The 16,580-nt window shown below is 71.2% G+C and carries 15 protein-coding genes; 1 reads left to right on the top strand and 14 read right to left on the bottom strand.

The genetic code is table 11. The annotated features are described in order from the left end of the window. Positions 1-69: 69 nt before the first annotated feature. The 6 genes from carB to pyrR form a co-directional block, all read right to left on the bottom strand. A complete protein-coding gene (gene carB / locus ACTWP9_RS26745) occupies positions 70-3,390 on the bottom strand; it encodes a carbamoyl-phosphate synthase large subunit (RefSeq protein WP_443248828.1) in 3,321 nt (1,106 codons plus the stop codon). Beyond that, entirely contained in the window at positions 3,383-4,570 is a 1,188-nt protein-coding gene (gene carA, locus ACTWP9_RS26740) for a glutamine-hydrolyzing carbamoyl-phosphate synthase small subunit (protein WP_443248858.1), read from the bottom strand. Before carA ends, carB begins: the two co-directional genes overlap by 8 nt. Then, a complete protein-coding gene (locus ACTWP9_RS26735) occupies positions 4,570-5,166 on the bottom strand; it encodes a PH-like domain-containing protein (protein ID WP_443248827.1) in 597 nt (198 codons plus the stop codon). Before ACTWP9_RS26735 ends, carA begins: the two co-directional genes overlap by 1 nt. 5 nt (positions 5,167-5,171) lie before the next feature. Further along, positions 5,172-6,476, bottom strand: coding sequence for a dihydroorotase (locus ACTWP9_RS26730; protein ID WP_443248826.1), 1,305 nt, complete (start codon positions 6,474-6,476; stop codon positions 5,172-5,174). Position 6,477: 1 nt separating this feature from the next. Continuing rightward, entirely contained in the window at positions 6,478-7,482 is a 1,005-nt protein-coding gene (locus ACTWP9_RS26725) for an aspartate carbamoyltransferase catalytic subunit (RefSeq protein ID WP_443248825.1), read from the bottom strand. Positions 7,483-7,690: 208 nt separating this feature from the next. After that, positions 7,691-8,311: a bifunctional pyr operon transcriptional regulator/uracil phosphoribosyltransferase PyrR gene (pyrR, locus tag ACTWP9_RS26720; protein ID WP_443248824.1), complete on the bottom strand. Its 621-nt coding sequence runs from the start codon at positions 8,309-8,311 to the stop codon at positions 7,691-7,693. Between the two features lie 244 nt (positions 8,312-8,555). Between pyrR and bldD the strand changes: the two genes are divergently transcribed. Next, entirely contained in the window at positions 8,556-9,056 is a 501-nt protein-coding gene (bldD, locus tag ACTWP9_RS26715; protein ID WP_030407913.1) for a transcriptional regulator BldD, read from the top strand. 104 nt (positions 9,057-9,160) lie between these two features. Here bldD and nusB read toward each other — a convergent pair whose 3' ends face one another. From nusB to ACTWP9_RS26675, 8 genes are all read right to left on the bottom strand, one after another. Further along, the gene (nusB, locus tag ACTWP9_RS26710) at positions 9,161-9,598 is read right to left on the bottom strand and encodes a transcription antitermination factor NusB (RefSeq protein WP_443248823.1); all 438 of its coding nucleotides are present in this window, start codon (positions 9,596-9,598) and stop codon (positions 9,161-9,163) included. Positions 9,599-9,600: 2 nt separating this feature from the next. Continuing rightward, entirely contained in the window at positions 9,601-10,167 is a 567-nt protein-coding gene (efp, locus tag ACTWP9_RS26705; protein ID WP_443248822.1) for an elongation factor P, read from the bottom strand. An 84-nt stretch (positions 10,168-10,251) separates the two neighbouring features. Then, a complete protein-coding gene (locus ACTWP9_RS26700; RefSeq protein ID WP_443248821.1) occupies positions 10,252-11,409 on the bottom strand; it encodes an aminopeptidase P family protein in 1,158 nt (385 codons plus the stop codon). A gap of 160 nt (positions 11,410-11,569) precedes the next feature. Beyond that, positions 11,570-12,571, bottom strand: coding sequence for an AAA family ATPase (locus ACTWP9_RS26695; protein ID WP_443248820.1), 1,002 nt, complete (start codon positions 12,569-12,571; stop codon positions 11,570-11,572). Positions 12,572-12,783: 212 nt separating this feature from the next. Continuing rightward, the gene (gene aroB / locus ACTWP9_RS26690) at positions 12,784-13,884 is read right to left on the bottom strand and encodes a 3-dehydroquinate synthase (RefSeq protein WP_443248819.1); all 1,101 of its coding nucleotides are present in this window, start codon (positions 13,882-13,884) and stop codon (positions 12,784-12,786) included. Continuing rightward, on the bottom strand, positions 13,881-14,414 hold the full coding sequence (locus ACTWP9_RS26685) for a shikimate kinase (protein WP_443248818.1): 534 nt from the start codon (positions 14,412-14,414) through the stop codon (positions 13,881-13,883). The genes aroB and ACTWP9_RS26685 overlap by 4 nt, the downstream gene beginning before the upstream one ends. Continuing rightward, positions 14,411-15,595, bottom strand: coding sequence for a chorismate synthase (gene aroC, locus ACTWP9_RS26680; protein ID WP_443248817.1), 1,185 nt, complete (start codon positions 15,593-15,595; stop codon positions 14,411-14,413). Before aroC ends, ACTWP9_RS26685 begins: the two co-directional genes overlap by 4 nt. Positions 15,596-15,714: 119 nt before the next feature. After that, entirely contained in the window at positions 15,715-16,572 is an 858-nt protein-coding gene (locus tag ACTWP9_RS26675) for a shikimate dehydrogenase (protein ID WP_443248816.1), read from the bottom strand. Positions 16,573-16,580 lie beyond the last annotated feature (8 nt).

Below are 16,580 nucleotides of genomic sequence, written 5' to 3'. Positions count from 1 at the left end.
GTGGGGCTCCTCCTCATACGCCGGGCCGACCGGTTCCGGCCTGCCCGGCGTATGAGGACCGGGGGTGGATCAGCTCTTGCGGGCGGCGATCAAGTGATCGGCGTGCTCCTGCAGCGACCGCACGCTGACCTCGTCGCGGGCCATGGCGTCGATGCCCTGTACCGCCGCGGCGAGCGCCTGCACGGTCGTCAGACACGGCACCGACCGGGCGACGGCTGCGGTGCGGATGTCGTAGCCGTCCAGGCGGCCACCCGTGCCGTACGGGGTGTTGACGATCAGGTCGACCTCGCCGTCGTGGATGAGCTGCACGATCGTCGGCTCACCGGCGGGGCCCACGCCCTGGCTCTGTTTGCGGACAACTGTCGCGTTGATCCCGTTGCGCTTGAGAACCTCTGCGGTGCCGGAGGTGGCCAGCAGCTCGAAGCCCATGGCGACCAGCTCCCGCGCGGGGAAGATCAGCGAGCGCTTGTCCCGGTTGGCGACCGAGACGAAGGCGCGGCCCTTGTCCGGCAGCGCACCGTACGCGGCGGTCTGCGACTTGGCGTAGGCGGTGCCGAAGACCGAGTCGATGCCCATGACCTCGCCGGTGGAGCGCATCTCCGGGCCCAGCACGGTGTCCACGCCGCGGCCCTGCACATCGCGGAACCTGCTCCAGGGCATCACCGCTTCCTTGACGGAGATCGGCGCGTCCAGCGGCAGGTCCCCGCCGTCGCCCTCGGCCGGGAGCAGGCCCTCGGCGCGCAGCTCGGCGATGGTGGCGCCCAGCGAGATCCGGGCTGCGGCCTTTGCGAGCGGAACGGCGGTGGCCTTGGAGGTGAAGGGCACCGTACGGGAGGCGCGCGGGTTGGCCTCCAGTACGTAGAGGATGTCGCCCGCCATCGCGAACTGGATGTTGATCAGACCCTGGACGCCGACGCCGCGGGCGATGGCCTCGGTGGAGGCGCGCAGCCGCTTGATGTCGTAGCCGCCGAGGGTGATCGGGGGCAGCGCACAGGCGGAGTCGCCGGAGTGGATGCCGGCCTCCTCGATGTGCTCCATGACGCCGCCGAGGTAGAGCTCGTTGCCGTCGTAGAGCGCGTCCACGTCGATCTCGATGGCGTCGTCGAGGAAGCGGTCGATGAGCACCGGGTGCTTCTCGATCAGTCCGGCGTGCCGCTCCAGGTAGGACTCCAGCGAGAGCTCGTCGTAGACGATCTCCATGCCGCGGCCGCCCAGTACGTAGGACGGGCGGACCATGACCGGGTAGCCGATCTCGGCAGCGATGCCCTTGGCCTGCTCGAAGGAGAAGGCGGTGCCGTACTTGGGGGCCGGCAGCCCGGCCTCGGTGAGCACCCGGCCGAACGCGCCGCGCTCCTCGGCCAGTTCGATGGCCTCGGGCGAGGTGCCGACGACGGGGACGCCGTTGTCCTTGAGCGCCTGGGCGAGGCCGAGCGGGGTCTGGCCGCCGAGCTGGACGAGGACACCGGCGACGGGGCCGGCCTGCTGCTCGGCGTGCACGATCTCCAGTACGTCCTCCAGGGTGAGCGGCTCGAAGTAGAGCCGGTCGGAGGTGTCGTAGTCGGTGGAGACGGTCTCCGGGTTGCAGTTGACCATGACGGTCTCGAACCCGGCGGCGCCCAGTGCGAAGGAGGCGTGGACGCAGGAGTAGTCGAACTCGATGCCCTGGCCGATGCGGTTGGGGCCGGAGCCGAGAATGATCACAGCGGGCTTCTCGCGGGGCGCGACCTCGGTCTCCTCGTCGTAGGAGGAGTAGAAGTACGGCGTCCTGGCCGCGAACTCGGCGGCGCAGGTGTCCACGGTCTTGTAGACGGGGCGGATGCCCAGCGCGTGCCGTACCTCGCGCACCACGTCCTCGCGCAGCGAGCGGATGGCGGCGATCTGCGCGTCGGAGAAGCCGTGCCGCTTCGCCTCGGCGAACATACCGGGGCTCAGTTCGGGCGCTGCGGCGATCTCCTCGGCGGTCTCCTTGATGAGGAAGAGCTGGTCGACGAACCAGGGGTCGATCTTCGTCGCGTCGAAGACCTCCTGCGGAGTGGCGCCGGCCCGGATGGCGGCCATGACCGTGTTGATCCGGCCGTCGGTGGGCCGCTCGGCGTCGGTGAGCAGCTGCGCCTTGTCGCCGAGTTCGGAGACCGGGGTGGCGAAGTCGAACTGGCTGCCCTTCTTCTCCAGCGAGCGCAGCGCCTTGTTCAGCGCCTCGGTGAAGTTCCGGCCGATGGCCATGGCCTCACCGACCGACTTCATGGTGGTGGTGAGCCGGGAGTCGGCGGCCGGGAACTTCTCGAAGGCGAAGCGGGGCGCCTTGACCACGACATAGTCGAGCGTGGGCTCGAAGGAGGCCGGGGTCTCCTCGGTGATGTCGTTGGGGATCTCGTCCAGCGTGTAGCCGACGGCCAGCTTCGCGGCGATCTTCGCGATAGGGAACCCGGTGGCCTTGGAGGCGAGCGCCGAGGAGCGGGAGACCCGCGGATTCATCTCGATGACGACGACCCGGCCGTCCTCCGGGTTGACGGCGAACTGGATGTTGCAGCCACCGGTGTCGACACCGACCTCGCGGATGACGGCGATACCGATGTCGCGGAGGATCTGGTACTCACGGTCGGTGAGCGTCATGGCGGGCGCGACGGTGATCGAGTCGCCGGTGTGCACGCCCATCGGGTCGAAGTTCTCGATGGAGCAGACGACCACCACGTTGTCGTGCTTGTCCCGCATCAGCTCCAGCTCGTACTCCTTCCAGCCGAGGATGGACTCCTCCAGGAGCACCTCGGTGGTCGGCGAGAGGGTCAGGCCCTGCCCGGCGATGCGGCGCAGCTCCTCCTCGTCGTGGGCGAAGCCGGAGCCGGCGCCGCCCATGGTGAAGGAGGGGCGGACGACGACGGGATAGCCGCCGAGTTCCTCGACGCCGCGCAGCACGTCGTCCATGGAGTGGCAGATGTAGGAGCGTGCGGACTCGCCGTGGCCGGTCTTACGGCGGACGGCCTCGACGACCTCCTTGAACTGGTCGCGGTCCTCGCCCTTGTGGATGGCCTCGGGGCGGGCGCCGATCAGCTCGACGCCGTACTTGTCCAGCGCGCCCGACTCATGGAGGGAGATCGCGGTGTTGAGCGCGGTCTGACCGCCGAGGGTGGGCAGCAGCGCGTCGGGGCGCTCCTTGGCGATGATCTTCTCGACGAAGTCGGGGGTGATCGGCTCGACGTAGGTGGCGTCGGCGATCTCCGGGTCGGTCATGATCGTGGCCGGGTTGGAGTTGACCAGGACAACGCGCAGGCCCTCGGCCTTGAGCACGCGGCACGCCTGGGTGCCGGAGTAGTCGAACTCGGCGGCCTGTCCGATGACGATCGGACCTGAGCCGATGACCAGGACGGACTGGATATCGGTGCGCTTAGGCACGCTGGTCCTCCATGAGCTGTGCGCTGTGCTTGTCGTTGTCTCGCATGAGCTCGACGAACCGGTCGAAGAGGTAGGCGGCGTCGTGCGGACCCGCTGCCGCTTCGGGGTGGTACTGGACGCTGAAGGCGGGCCTGTCGAGAAGCCGCAGTCCCTCGACGACGTCGTCGTTCAGGCAGACGTGCGAGACCTCGGCCCGGCCGTAGGGGGTGTCGCTGACGCGGTCGAGCGGCGCGTCCACGGCGAAGCCGTGGTTGTGCGCGGTGACCTCGACCTTGCCCGTCGTACGGTCCTGGACGGGCTGGTTGATGCCCCGGTGGCCGTACTTGAGCTTGAAGGTGCCGAACCCGAGGGCGCGGCCGAGGATCTGGTTGCCGAAGCAGATCCCGAACAGCGGGGTGCCGCGCTCCAGCACGCCGCGCATCAGCGCGACGGGGTGCTCGGCGGCGGCCGGGTCGCCGGGGCCGTTGGAGAAGAAGACCCCGTCGGGCTTGACGGCATAGAGGTCCTCGACGGTCGCGGTTGCGGGCAGCACATGCACCTCTATGCCGCGCTCGGCCATCCGGTGCGGGGTCATGCCCTTGATACCGAGGTCGACGGCTGCGACGGTGAAGCGCTTCTCACCGATCGCGGGGACGACATACGCCTGCTGGGTGGCGACCTCGCCCGCGAGGTCCGCGCCCTTCATGGCGGGGATCTCCCGCACCCGGGCCAGCAGCTGCTCCTCGCTGCCCGCGCAGGCGGCGCCGGAGAAGATGCCGACGCGCATGGCGCCGCGCTCCCGCAGGTGCCGGGTCAGTGCGCGGGTGTCGACCCCGCTGATGCCGACCACTCCCTGGTCGCGGAGTTCCTGGTCGAGGGAGCGGGTGGCGCGCCAGTTGGAGGGGGTGCGGGCCGGGTCGCGTACGACGTAGCCGGCCACCCAGATACGGGCCGACTCGGGGTCCTCGTCGTTGACGCCGGTGTTGCCGACGTGCGGGGCCGTCATGACGACGACCTGGCGGTGGTAGGAGGGGTCGGTGAGGGTCTCCTGGTATCCGGTCATCCCGGTGGAGAACACGGCCTCGCCGAACGTCTCCCCCACGGCCCCGTAGGCGCGCCCGCGGAAGATGCGGCCGTCCTCCAGGACGAGTAGGGCGGGATTCGCCGTGGTTCCGGTCGCTCCCCTGGCGGAGGTCGTCATCATGCGCCTTCCTTGTGCTGCTGCATCGCCGCGACGCCGTTGTCGCCGCACATTGCGTTGATCTTCTCGACCCATCGGGCCTGGTCGGCCGAGTGGTCGAAGCGGAATCCGGAGTCGAGCCGCCGTCCGCCGTGCTCCCAGGTGACGATCAGCAGGCCGCCCTCGGTGAGGACCTTGCCCGCGATGCCGGTGTCGAGCCTGGCGCCGCGCAGCTGCTCAGCGGGGACGAAGAAGTCCTGGGCCGCGGGCCGTACGACGTCCACACCGTGCTCGGTCAGCGTCAGCTCTGCGCGGCTGCGGGTGCCCAGGCCGTGCGCGACGATCCGGTCGAGCCACTGGCCCGCGCTGGTGGAGCCGTGGTAGCGGCCGGTGGCGCTCAGCAGCGGCTCGCCACTGGGCTCGGGCGACTGCGGAAGCTCCGGCAGGTCGCCCTGCAGGGTGCCGCGCCACTTCCAGCCCTGGCGCATCAGCCAGTACAGCAGCGCGACGAACAGGACGAGCCCGACAACCCAGCCGATCCGGGCGGCCCAGTCGGTGACTTGCTGTGACTTCTGTTCGGCGGCAAGGCCGATCAGGGGGAGGTTCGTTGCACTCACGCCGCTCACACTGCTCCCGCTGCTCCTACGAGTTTCCCGTCCACGACCGTCGGGCGGCCCCGCAGCCAGGTGTGGGTGACGCGTCCGGGCAGCTCGCGGCCCTGGTAGGGGGTGTTCGCGCTGCGGGAGGCGAAGCCCGCGGGGTCCACCTGTCCACGGTAGTCCGCGTCGAGGAGAACGAGGTTGGCTGGCTCGCCGGGTGAGACGGGGCGGCCGTGGCCCTCCAGCCGTCCGATGGCGGCGGGCCGGAAGGACATCCGGTCGGCGACCTGCGTCCAGTCCAGCAGCCCGGTGTCCACCATGGTGTGCTGCACCACCGCCAGCGCCGTCTCCAGGCCGACCATGCCCATGGCCGCCGCACCCCACTCGCAGTCCTTGTCCTCGTGCGGGTGCGGGGCGTGGTCGGTGGCGACGCAGTCGATGGTGCCGTCGGCCAGCGCCTCGCGGAGCGCCATCACATCGGCCTCGGTGCGCAGCGGCGGGTTGACCTTGTAGACGGGGTCGTAGGAGCGGACGAGCTCGTCGGTGAGCAGCAGATGGTGCGGGGTGACCTCGGCGGTGACGTTCCAGCCCTTGGATTTGGCCCAGCGGACGATCTCCACGGAGCCGGCCGTCGACAGGTGGCAGATGTGGACGCGGGAATCGACGTGCGCGGCGAGCAGCACATCCCGCGCGATGATCGACTCCTCGGCGACGGCCGGCCACCCCTGCAGGCCCAGCTCGGCGGAGACGGTGCCCTCGTTCATCTGGGCGCCCGCGGTCAGCCGGGGCTCCTGGGCGTGCTGGGCCACGACACCGTCGAACGCCTTCACATACTCCAGGGCGCGCCGCATGATCACCGCGTCGTCGACACACTTGCCGTCGTCGGAGAAGACCCGTACCTCGGCGGCGGAGTCGTGCATGGCGCCCAGCTCGGCGAGCTGCTTGCCCTCGAGGCCGACGGTGACGGCCCCGACGGGGCGTACGTCGCAGTAGCCGTACTCCTTGCCCAGCCGCCACACCTGCTCGACCACACCGGCGGTGTCGGCGACGGGGAAGGTGTTGGCCATGGCGTGCACGGCGGTGTAGCCGCCCTTGGCGGCGGCCCGGGTGCCGGTCAGCACCGTCTCGGAGTCCTCGCGGCCGGGCTCGCGCAGATGGGTGTGCAGGTCCACGAGGCCGGGCAGCAGGATTCGGCCCTCGGCCTCGACGACCTCGGCGCCGGGGGCCTCGATGCCGCGGCCGATCTCCTGGAGGGTGCCGTCGGCCAGCAGCACGTCCTGCGGCTCGCCGCCGAGGACCTTCGCACCGCGAATCAGGGTCTGGGTCATATCAGTTGCTCTCCTCAACGGCAGGGCGCGCAGCGCCTCCATCCGTGGTGGTGGCGGGTGCCGGGTGGGGCGGCTCGGCGCCGCCGAGCAGCAGGTACATCACGGCCATCCGGATGCTGACGCCGTTGGCGACCTGCTCGACCGCGGTGCAGCGGGGCGAGTCGGCCACCTCGGCAGTGATCTCCATGCCGCGGTTCATCGGCCCCGGGTGCATCACGATGGCGTGCTCGGGCATCCGCGCCATGCGCTCCCCGTCGAGGCCGTAGCGGCGGGCGTACTCGCGCTCGGTGGGGAAGAAGGCGGCGTTCATCCGCTCGCGCTGGACGCGCAGCATCATCACGGCGTCGGACTTGGCCAGTACGGCGTCCAGATCGTAGGAGACCTCGCACGGCCAGCTCCCCACGCCGATGGGCAGCAGGGTGGGTGGCGCGACGAGGGTGACGTGGGCGCCCAGGGTGCTCAGCAGATGCACGTTGGAGCGGGCGACGCGGCTGTGCAGGATGTCGCCGACGATCGTGATCCGCTTGCCGTCGAGCGCGGTGCCCTCCTCGCCGACCAGCCGGCGGCGCATGGTGAAGGCGTCCAGCAGCGCCTGGGTGGGGTGTTCGTGGGTGCCGTCACCGGCGTTGATGACGGAGCCGCCGATCCAGCCGGAGGTCGCCAGCCGGTGCGGGGCCCCCGAGTCGCCGTGCCGGATGACGACGCCGTCGGCGCCCATCGCCTCCAGGGTGAGCGCGGTGTCCTTGAGGGATTCGCCCTTGGAGACGGAGGAGCCCTTGGCGGAGAAGTTGATGACGTCCGCCGACAGCCGCTTGGCCGCCGCTTCGAAGGAGATCCGGGTGCGGGTGGAGTCCTCGAAGAAGAGGTTGACGATGGTGCGGCCGCGCAGGGTGGGCAGTTTCTTGATCGGCCGGTCGGCGAACCTGGCCATCTCCTCGGCGGTGTCGAGGATGAGGACGGCGTCGTCGCGGGTGAGGTCGGCGGCCGAGATGAGGTGACGCTTCATCTTTTGCCTGGTGCCTTCCGTGGGTGGGATATGAGGTCGTCGCGAGGGCTCGCCCGCTGGGGGCATTTCCCGGCCGAGACTGGGGGATACGCCTTCGGGCGGCGTGCGCCCGGGCAGGCCGTGGAGAGCGGGCACGCGGGCGTACGGCGGTGCTTCGCGCGCCGAGCGGATGCGCCGGGCAGGCGCGCGGGCACAGTTCGGTACGCGGCTAACCAGCGGGCGCGGCGCCGTGGCGCGCGTGTGCTGTTCCTTCGGCGTGCTCGGATTCGGCCGAGCGGATGCCGAGCAGTACGCCGTCATGGCCGTCCTCCTCGGTCAGCTGGACCTTGACGGTCTCGCGCTGCGAGGTGGGCAGGTTCTTGCCGACGTAGTCGGCGCGGATCGGAAGCTCGCGGTGACCACGGTCCACGAGGACGGCGAGCTGGACCGCGCGAGGACGCCCGATGTCACCCAGGGCATCGAGTGCGGCGCGGATGGTGCGGCCGGAGTAGAGCACGTCGTCGACGAGGACCACTAGTCGTCCGTCGACCCCATCGCCGGGGATCTCGGTGTGTGCGAGGGCCCGTGCGGGGCCGAGCCGGAGATCGTCCCGGTACATCGTGATGTCGAGCGAGCCGACCGGGATCGCGCTTCCGGTGATCTCTTCGAGCTTGGCGGCCAGCCGGCGGGCGAGGAAGACGCCGCGGGTGGGAATGCCGAGAAGTACCACGTCGTCGGCGCCCTTGGCGCGCTCGACGATCTCGTGGGCGATGCGGGTGAGCACCCGCTTGATGTCCGGCGCCTCCAGTACGGGGCGTGCCGGATGCAGGCTCGCGCTGTTGTCGTCCATGAAGAGTGGACCTCCTTCCCCGCCTCACGGGACGGGCCTTAAAGGACGTCTTGCTGTCGCTGCTCAACGCTACCAGGGGCCCGCTCACGTCCCGCGCGGGGGCGGAGCCAACCGTTCGGACCCCCTCGGCTTGACGCGGCACATTACGCTGCGTAACCTCACAGTGAGTTACGAAGCGCGAAGGCGCGCGGCGCAGCACACCGCGTGGCGCAGCCGCTCAGCGATACAGCGTCCGGGGAGCCATATGTCCAGCGAATACGCCAAACAGCTCGGAGCCAAGCTCCGCGCCATCCGCACCCAGCAGGGCCTCTCCCTCCACGGTGTCGAGGAGAAGTCCCAGGGCCGCTGGAAGGCGGTCGTGGTGGGCTCGTACGAGCGCGGCGACCGGGCCGTGACCGTGCAGCGCCTCGCCGAGCTGGCTGACTTCTACGGGGTGCCGGTGCAGGAGCTGCTGCCGGGAACCACTCCGGGCGGGGCCGCCGAGCCGCCGCCGAAGCTGGTGCTCGACCTCGAGCGCCTGGCCCACGTACCGGCCGAGAAGGCGGGTCCGCTCCAGCGGTACGCCGCGACGATCCAGTCGCAGCGTGGGGACTACAACGGCAAGGTCCTCTCCATCCGCCAGGACGATCTGCGCACCTTGGCCGTCATCTACGACCAGTCGCCGTCAGTGCTGACGGAGCAGCTGATCAGCTGGGGCGTCCTCGACGCGGACGCACGGCGGGCTGTTTCACACGAAGAGGTCTGACCTTTTCCCGCTGACGGCACAGATCGGCGGTGCCGAGCTGACCGCAACCCATCCCAAGGACGGGTCCGGTCGGCTTGGCACCGCCGATTGCGCTATTTCAGGGTCTAAGCACCTTCGCGCCGGGAAAGAGAGGGCTTCAGTTCCTTCAGCCGGCCCAGCAGGCCGTTGATGAAGCCCGGCGATTCATCTGTGGAGAACTCCTTGGCCAGCTGAACGGCCTCGTCGATGACCACCGCGTCGGGAACCTCGTCCACCCACAGCAGCTCGTAGACGCCCAGCCGCAGGATGCTCCGGTCCACATCGGGCATCCGGTCCAGGGTCCAGCCCACCGCGTAGGTGGACAGCAGTTCGTCGATACGGGCTATGTTCCCCGCATAGCCCTCGACGAGCGTCATCGTGTACTCGGAGACCGGCGGCTGCCGGGAGTCCGTCCGGGCGAGCCGCAACCAGTCCGCGAGCACGGTGCGTACGTCCGCACCACGCTGGTCGGCCTCGAAGAGGATCTGGAAGGCGCGCTTGCGGGCCTTGTTGCGTGCAGCCACGGTTAGCTGTTCACCCGACCGAGGTACTCACCGGAGCGCGTGTCGACCTTGATCTTCTCGCCGGTCGTGATGAAGAGCGGGACCTGGATGCTGTGGCCCGTCTCCAGCTCGGCGGGCTTGGAGCCGCCGGTGGAGCGGTCGCCCTGGATGCCCGGCTCGGTGTGCTTGATCTCCAGCTCGACGGCGGCGGGCAGCTCCACGTAGAGCACCTCGCCCTCGTGCTGCGCGACCGTGGCGTCGAAGCCCTCGATCAGGAAGTTGGCCGCGTCGCCGACGGTCTTGCGGTCGACGTGGAGCTGGTCGAAGGTCTGCATGTCCATGAAGACGAAGTAGTCGCCGTCCATGTATGAGAACTGCATGTCCCGTCGGTCCACGGTGGCCGTTTCGACCTTGGTGCCCGCGTTGAACGTCTTGTCGACGATCTTGCCGGAGAGGACGTTCTTCAGCTTCGTTCGGACAAAAGCGGGCCCCTTGCCGGGCTTGACGTGCTGGAACTCGACAACGGACCAGAGCTGGTCGCTGTCGAGCTTGAGCACCATGCCGTTCTTGAGGTCGTTCGTGGATGCCACGGTCGCGGAATCTCCTGAGACTGCTGCGGAGACCAGGGCGGCTGCCGCGCCTCCGACGGCCCGTGGGCTGAGCCCCGTGGGGGGCTAGAGGGCGAGCAGCTCCTTGGTCGTGATGGTGAGTAGCTCGGGTCCGCCGTCCGCCTGCGGGCGGACGACGAGCGTGTCGTCGATCCGGACGCCGCCCCGGCCCGGGAGATGGACCCCCGGCTCGACGGTGACCGGCACACAAGCGTCCAGTTTACCCACGGCCTCAGGTGAGATCCGAGGGTCCTCACCGATTTCCAGCCCGACTCCGTGCCCGGTCGCCTCGCCCAGCGCCGCACCGTGCCCCGCGGCCCCCAGCACCTGACGCGCCGCACGGTCCACCTCCCGGCACTCCGTGCCCGGCCCCAGCGACTCCCGCGCGGCCCGCTGAGCGGCGAAGACGGTGTCGTACAGCTCGATCTGCCAGGACTCGGGCGCGGTGCCGATGACGAAGGTACGGCCGATCTGGCAGCCGTATCCCCGGTAGCGGGCGCCCAGCCGTACGGAGAGGAAATCACCCTCCTCGACCCGGCGGTCGGTGGGCCGGTGCCCGGGAAGTCCGGAGTTGGGGCCGGTGGCGACGGAGGTGGGGAGGGCGGCGCCCTCGGCACCGTGGTCGATCAGCCGGCGCTCCAGCTCCAGCGCCAGATGCCGCTCGGTGCGGCCGACCAGGATCGACTCCAGCAGTTCACCGAGGGCCTGGTCGGTGATCTCGGCGGCGATCCGCAGCGCGGAGATCTCCTCGTCGTCCTTGACGACCCGTTGCTGTTCCACCACCAGGCCCAGGTCCGCGAGGCGTACGGAGGGCGCGACCGCGGCCAGCGCGCGGTGCCGGGCGACGGTCAGATGGTGCTCCTCCACGGCCAGTGCGCCGGCCCCGCTTTTCTCGGCGAGCCCGGCGGCGGCCACGGCGGTGTCGTTCCGGGCGCCGCCGTGCGGTTCGGCGGCGTAAGCGCCGCTCGGCATGTCCAGGGTGACCTCGCGGAGGTCGTCGGCCGGGTGGGCGCCGTTGGCAGGTCCCTCCCCGGGAGCCGAGACGAGGGTGTCCTGGCCGTCCGGGCCCAGCAGCAGCACGCTGCCGGGCGCCGCGCGGCCGGTCAGATACCGGACGTTGGCGGGACGGGAGATCAGCACCGCGTCGGCCGGACCGTCGTGGGCGGTGCTCGCCGCACAGCGGTCGCGCAGCCGGGCGCGGCGGGACACATGCACCTCGGACATATGCCGAGCGTACGCAGCACCCGGCTCGTCGGCCCTCCGGACACGGCCGAGCGAGCGATGCGGTGAAGATTGTCAGCTCAGCAGTCGGCTCTGCGGCCCGGTACCCGGGCCGGCCGGCCCCTGGTGCCGTACGCGGGACGGCGGATCAGTGCCCGGCCGGTCACCAGCTCACGGGGCTGGCGAGGCTGCGGGCGACCACGTTGTCGAGCATCTGCGCCGTGCTGGCCACATCCTGTCGGGAGTTGTCGATGATCGGCAGCCCGGAGCTGTACCAGCCGGCCATCCGGCCGTGGATGTGCGCCACCTCCTCGTCGGAGAGCCGCCTGTTGCCCGTACGCTCCGCGTTCCGCTCCAGGACGATGTCGAGGCCGGGCAGCAGCACCACCGGGATGAGGCCGGGGCCGACGTGCCGTTTCCAGCCGCCGAGCCCGATGACGGGCCAGTCGGGGAAGACGGCGTCGTCCAGGATGCAGGAGATGCCGTTTGCCAGGAAGTTGCGGGCCGCGAAGCCGCAGGTGCGGCGGGCGAGGCGGTACTGGGCCTCGGAGTTCTCGTTCCAGCCCGCCTGCGGGTCGGCGAAGCCGGAGCGCACCCACTCGCGTACGTCGTCGAGGCTGATGTGGGCCGTGCGCACCGCACGGTGTTCCGCCCAGTAGCGCGCCACGGTGGTCTTCCCGGCGCCCGCCGGGCCGATCAGCAGGACGGCGACGGCGGCACGGGTGGCATCCAGCTGGGCCGGGGTCGCGCCCGGCGCCGGGACCTGGACGGGGGCGCCCGGCGGCAGCTTGACGTGGCCCGTCGACTCTCCGCCGGGCGCGCCGTTGCCCGGCTGCGAGGGTGCACCCGGGGGCGGCGCCGGCGTGCCGCCGCCGGGGTTGCCCGGCGGCTGGGCGGGGAGGGGGCGCGTGTGCTGCGGGGGTGGCTGATGCGGCGGCTGGGGTGGCTGCGGCGCCGGAGCGTGGGGCCGGGGCTGGGGCTGCGGCTGGGGCTGCGGGGGCTGTGGCGGAGGGGCCTGGGTGTGCGGGCGCGGCGGCGGTGCCTGCGGATGGGGGTGCGGCTGGTGGGCCGGGCCCTGTGCCGAGCGGGCGCCGGGGGCCGGCGGGGGTGCGGGCCACTGTGCCCCGAAGCCTCCGTAGGCGCCTTGGGCACCGCTGTGCTGCATCCGGACCCCAACTCCGTCCCACTTGTGAAGGCGCTGCAACGCAACGCCAGGTGTTATGCGAATACTGACGGTACCTTCCCCGTCCGTCTCCGTGTGAACGGCCGGGTCCACTCCCGAGTGCCCGACGCCCGCTGCGGCCAACGCGGTTCCCGCTCCAGGCTCCGTGTGACGGCCCGCGCAACGGCCCCGCCGGGCACAGGGGCGGGCGGACTTCAGGCGGCGATCTCGGCGTGTGCCGCCAGCAGCATCGCGGGGTCCGGGCTCTCCAGGACGGCCGGTTTGGCCAGCCCTTCGAGCACGATGAAGCGCAACCGGTTCCCGCGGGACTTCTTGTCGACCTTCATGGTCTCCAGCAGCTTGGGCCACTGGTCGCCGCGGTAGGTGACGGGCAGCCCCACCGACTCCAGCACCGTGCGGTGCCGGTCGGCCGTCGCGTCGTCCAGCCGGCCCGCGATCCGGCCCAGTTCGGCGGCGAAGACCATGCCGACCGACACGGCCGCGCCGTGCCGCCAGTTGTAGCGTTCGTTCTTCTCGATGGCGTGGCCGAGGGTGTGCCCGTAGTTGAGGATCTCGCGGCGGCCCGACTCCTTCAGGTCCTCGGAGACGACCTCGGCCTTCACCCGGATCGAGCGCTCGATCAGCTCGGCGGTGTGCGGCCCCTGGGGCGTCCGCGCCGCCTCCGGGTCGGACTCGATCAGCTCCAGGATGGCCGGGTCGGCGATGAAGCCCGCCTTGATGATCTCCGCGAGACCGCTGACGTAGTCGTGTACGCCCAGCGACTCCAGCGCCGCCAGGTCGCACAGCACCCCGGCCGGCGGGTGAAAGGCACCCACCAGGTTCTTGCCCTCGGCGGTGTTGATGCCCGTCTTGCCGCCGACCGCAGCGTCCACCATGGCCAGCACGGTGGTCGGCACCGCGATCCAGCGCACCCCGCGCAGCCAGGTCGCCGCGACGAAGCCGGCCACATCGGTGGTGGCCCCTCCCCCGACGCCGACGATCACATCGGTACGGGTGAAGCCGGTCTGGCCCAGCGCCTTCCAGCAGTAGGCGGCGACCTCGGCGGTCTTGGCCTCCTCCGCGTTGGGCAGCTGGACGGCGACGGCCTCGTAGCCCTGACCCGCCAGATCCTCGCGCAGCGCCTCCCCGGTGGAGGCGAGCGCCTCGGGGTGCAGCACGGCGACGCGCTGGGCTTCGGCGCCGATGAGGCCGGGGAGTTCGCCGAGGAGCTGCCGTCCGACGAGCACGTCATAGGGGGCCGTGCCCGCCGTGCCACCGACGGCGATACGGGTCACGGCGGGGTCCTGGGTCGTCATTGCTGCTTCTCCGGCTGGGTGGTCGGTAGCTGAAGGGCGGCGAGGATCTCGTCGGCGACCTCGTCGGGCGTGCGGTCCTCGGTGCTGACGACGACGCGGGCCACCTCGGTGTACAGCGGCCTGCGCTCCTCCATCAGCTTGCGCCACTGCTGGCGCGGATTGATGACGAGCAGCGGGCGCGGGGCGTCCAGTCCGACGCGCTTGACGGCCTCCGCCACCCCCATCTCCAGGAAGACGACCGGCCGTCCGGCCAGCAGCGCCCTGGTCTCCTCTGCCAGTACGGCGCCGCCGCCGAGCGCGAGCACGCCCGTGTGCTCGGCCAGCGCCGTACGCACCGCCGCCCGCTCCAGCTCGCGGAAGTGCGGCTCGCCCTCGTCCAGGAAGATCTCCGAGATGGGCTTGCCCGCCTTGGCGACGATGTCCTGGTCGGTGTCGCGGCAGGTCACGCCGAGCCGCTCGGCGAGGATGGCGCCGACGGTCGACTTGCCGACCCCCATGGGGCCGACCAGCACGATGGCGGGCCCGGTCACTTGATCTCCAGGTTGTCGAGGAAGCCGCGCACGTTGCGGCCGGTCTCGGCAACGCTGTCGCCGCCGAACTTCTCGGCCACCGCGTCCGCCAGCACCAGTGCGACCATCGCCTCCGCGACGATCCCGGCGGCCGGTACCGCGCACACGTCCGAGCGCTGGTGGTGCGCCTTGTCGGCCTCGCCGGTGCGGACGTCGACGGTGGCCAGGGCGCGCGGCACGGTCGCGATCGGCTTCATCGCGGCGCGTACCCGCAGCAGTTCGCCGGTGGACAGACCGCCCTCGGTGCCGCCGCTGCGTCCGGAGGCGCGGCGGATACCGTCCGGGGTCTGCAGGATCTCGTCGTGCGCCTGGGAGCCGGGGACCCTGGCGAGACCGAAGCCGTCGCCCAGTTCGACGCCCTTGATGGCCTGGATGCCCATGAGCGCTCCGGCCAGCCGCGAGTCCAGCCGCCGGTCCCAGTGCACGTGGGAGCCCAGGCCGACGGGCACACCGTGTGCGACGACCTCGACGACGCCGCCGAGGGTGTCGCCGTCCTTGTGGGCCTGGTCGATCTCGGCGACCATCGCCTCGCTCGCCTCGGTGTCCAGGCAGCGCACCGGGTCGGCGTCCAGCCGCGCCACGTCGCCGGGCTCCGGGACCTTTCCGTACGGGGCCTTCGCCGCACCCAGCTCCACCACGTGCGAGACGATCTCGATGCCGGCCGTCTCCTTGAGGAAGGAGCGTGCGACGGTGCCGAGCGCGACCCGTGCCGCGGTCTCCCGCGCCGAGGCGCGCTCCAGGATCGGTCGGGCCTCGTCGAAGCCGTACTTCTGCATCCCCGCCAGATCGGCATGGCCGGGGCGGGGCCGGGTGAGCGGGGCGTTGCGGGCCAGCTGCTCCAGCTCAGCGGGGTCGACCGGGTCGGCCGCCATCACCTGCTCCCACTTGGGCCACTCGGTGTTGCCGACCATGATCGCGACCGGCGAGCCGAGGGTGCGGCCGTGGCGGACACCGCCGAGGAAGGTGACCTCGTCGCGCTCGAACTTCATCCGGGCGCCGCGGCCGTAGCCGAGGCGGCGGCGGGCCAGCTCGTCGGCGACCATGTCGGTGGTCACCGGTACACCGGAGGGAAGGCCCTCCAGGGTTGCCACGAGTGCGGGGCCGTGCGACTCCCCTGCGGTCAGCCAGCGCAACCTGCTCAACGGTGCTCCTCTCGGCCGCCTTGCGGCCCGTCCACTTTCCTGGAACCGATCCTCCCACGCCGCCGGGAGGACCCTTTCCCCAAGGCGTTCCCGTCTCGGAATGTGGGCGGCACACCGGGTCACACGGTGCGGGCCCGCAGTTCGGCCTCTCCGGCGGCACGCATGGCCGCCAGCGGCGCCGGGCGGCGTCCTGTCATCAGCTCCACCTGGAGCACCGCCTGGTGCACCAGCAGGTCGAGGCCGCCGATGACGGCACCGTTCCAGGCGCCGGCCAGGGCGGTCGGCCACGGGTCGTACAGGACGTCGAAGAGGGTGCCCCCCGAGGCGGGCACCGTCTGGGCGAGCCCGTCGGTGGCACCCGCGGGCGTGGTGGAGATGACCAGAGGCGCCCGCAGCCCCTCGGCGGCCCGCGTCCAGTCGGCCGTCCGTACGGCGACCCCGAGCCGTTCCCCCCACCCGCGCATCTCGCGGCCCCGCTCCTCGCTCCGTACATACGCGGTGACCTCGCCCTCGCAGATCCGGGCGAGGGCGGCCAGTGCGGAGGACGCCGTGGCGCCCGCGCCCAGCACGGTGGCGCTTTCGACGGTGCGGATGCCGCGTTCTCGCAGTGCGGCGATCATGCCGGGGATGTCGGTGTTGTCCCCGGTGCGGCGCCCGTCCTCGGTGAACAGGACCGTGTTGACGGCCTCCACGGAGGCGGCCGTCTCGCTGATCTCGTCCAGCAGCGGGATCACGGCGCGCTTCAGCGGCATGGTGAGGGAGAGCCCCGCCCACCGCCGTCCTGCTTCGTCCTGCTCGTCGAGGCCGGCGAGAAAGCCCGCGAGGCCCTGTTCGTCCACCTGGTAGCGGTCGTAGGTCCAGCCGTCGAGGCCGAGTTCGGCGTAGGCGGCCCGGTGCAGCACCGGGGAGAGGGAGTGCGCGACCGGCGAGCCGAGGACGGCGGCGCGCCCGGCCTCCTGCGAGAGGGTGGATGGCATCAGCCGCC

The sequence above is a fragment of the Streptomyces sp. 3N207 genome, assembly GCF_052246355.1.
In the GTDB taxonomy this organism is placed as follows: Bacteria; Actinomycetota; Actinomycetes; order Streptomycetales; family Streptomycetaceae; genus Streptomyces.
The sequence above is the reverse complement of the archived record's forward strand: the minus strand, read 5'-3'. Positions and strand labels throughout refer to the sequence as shown.